The 1,829-nt window shown below is 70.9% G+C and carries 2 protein-coding genes; both read right to left on the reverse strand.

The features are described 5' to 3' along the window. The coding region (lepB, locus tag MHW47_RS35080) for a signal peptidase I (RefSeq protein ID WP_239227861.1) at positions 1-894 on the reverse strand (894 nt) is incomplete at its 3' end. After that, a partial coding sequence (lepB, locus tag MHW47_RS35085; protein ID WP_374230197.1) for a signal peptidase I occupies positions 776-1,829 on the reverse strand: 1,054 nt, incomplete at its 5' end. The genes lepB (MHW47_RS35080) and lepB (MHW47_RS35085), both read right to left, overlap by 119 nt.

Genomic DNA, 1,829 nt, shown 5'->3' on the forward strand with positions numbered 1-1,829 from the left:
CCGGCGCCGCCTGCGCCACAGCACCAGCGGGACGGCGCCCGCCAGGCCGAGCGCCCCCGGTGCCGCGGCGGCCGCCGCGTTGATGCCCGCCTGGTCGAAGGTCTTCGGGACCGGCAGGGTCGCCCAGCGGTTGACCGGCCACACGACCGCGATGGCCCGGCCGACCACCTCGTCGTTGGAGACCGTGCCGCCGCCCGGCAGGTTCTGGTGGTAGCGGGAGTCCAGGGAGTTCTGGCGGTGGTCGCCCATCACCCAGATCCGGCCCTCGGGCACCTTGATCGGGCCGAACGGCTCGTCGTCGCAGGGGCTGTTGCCCTCGAAGATGAAGGACTTGTCGTCGAGCGCCTTGCCGTTGACCGTGACCGGGCCGCCCTTCTTGCACTCCACGGTGTCGCCGCCGACCCCGATGACGCGCTTGATCAGGTCTTTCTCCTCGGCGGACGGCATGAGCCCGATGAAGCTGAGGAACTTCTGGACCACGTTCGGCTCGGGGGCCTGGCTGCCCTCCAGCCAGCCGCCCGGGTCGTGGAAGACGACGACCTCGCCGCGCTCCGGCTCCGCCCCGAACCACGGCGTCAGCTTGTCCACCACGACCCGGTCGCCCCGCTGCAGCGTGTTCTGCATCGAGTCCGAGGGAATCGAGAACGCCTGCACCAGAAACGTCTTGATCAGCAGCGCCAGAATCAGCGCGACCCCGATGAGGAGCGGCAGTTCCTTCCAGAACGGGCGGGGGCTCTTCTTCTTCCGGGCCGTGCCGTCCCCGGACGCGCCGCCGTCACTCTCCGTCCCGCTCACCGTCGTCCCGTCCTCCGCCGCGCCGGCGGGCTCGGAAGGCGCCGGGCTGCCCGGCCGGTCCTCGGGTTCGTCGCGTCCGGATCGTGCGCCGACCGCCAAATCCCCCACATCCACTCCTTACTCCGTGCAACCGCCTGCGTCCTAGCCGATGCAGGCCCACCACTCCCATAACGAGCGGGAGTTCCGCAGGGGTCGGGAGCCGGATCAATCGGTTGGATTCCTCGGACACACTATTCGACGGTCCCGGGGCCGCCGCCGAACCGGCACGCGCGTCCGGGACGGCGGCGAACGCCGAGCGCTGCGCCAGTCCGGCCCAGTGTCCGAAGGGCCAGACGATCCACTTCGCCCGCCCCACGACCGCGTCCTCGGCGATCGTGCCGTGCGCCGTCCGGTCCAGGTGGAACCGCGAATCGGCGGAGTTCGAGCGGTGGTCCCCCATGACGAACAGACGGCCCGGCGGAACCTTTACCTCGAATTTGACGGCGGACGGCGAATCGCCGGGGAAAACATAGGGTTCGTCCACGGCCACGCCGTTGACGGAGAGCCTGCCGTCCGGGCCGCAGCAGCGCACCGTGTCGCCGCCCACGGCCACCACGCGCTTGATCAGGTCCTGCTCGTCGTCCGACGGGAGGAGTCCCACGAAGGTGAGCGCCTGCTTCACCTGCTTGACGCCGACCGGTGAGGTGTCCTCGCTCACCGGGTTCGGCGGCGGCCAGTCGGGCGGATTGCGGAACACCACGACGTCGCCGCGGTGCGGCTTGGACCCGAACCAGGGGGTCAGCTTGTCCACGAGCACCCGGTCACCGATGCGGATCGTCTGCTCCATCGATCCGGACGGGATCACGAACGCCTGGACCAGGAACGTCTTCATCAGCAGCGCGATCGCCAGGGCCACCACGATCAGGAGCGGGATCTCCCGCACGGCCGATCTGCGGCGTCTGCGCTTCACCCGGCGGGCCAGCTTGCGCCGCTCGGCACGGGTCGGCAGGGAGCGCGCGGCGTCCTCCGGTGCCCCGCGCCCGGCGGCGCGCCCC

It is taken from the genome of Streptomyces sp. OfavH-34-F (assembly GCF_022347745.1).
GTDB lineage: Bacteria > Actinomycetota > Actinomycetes > Streptomycetales > Streptomycetaceae > Streptomyces.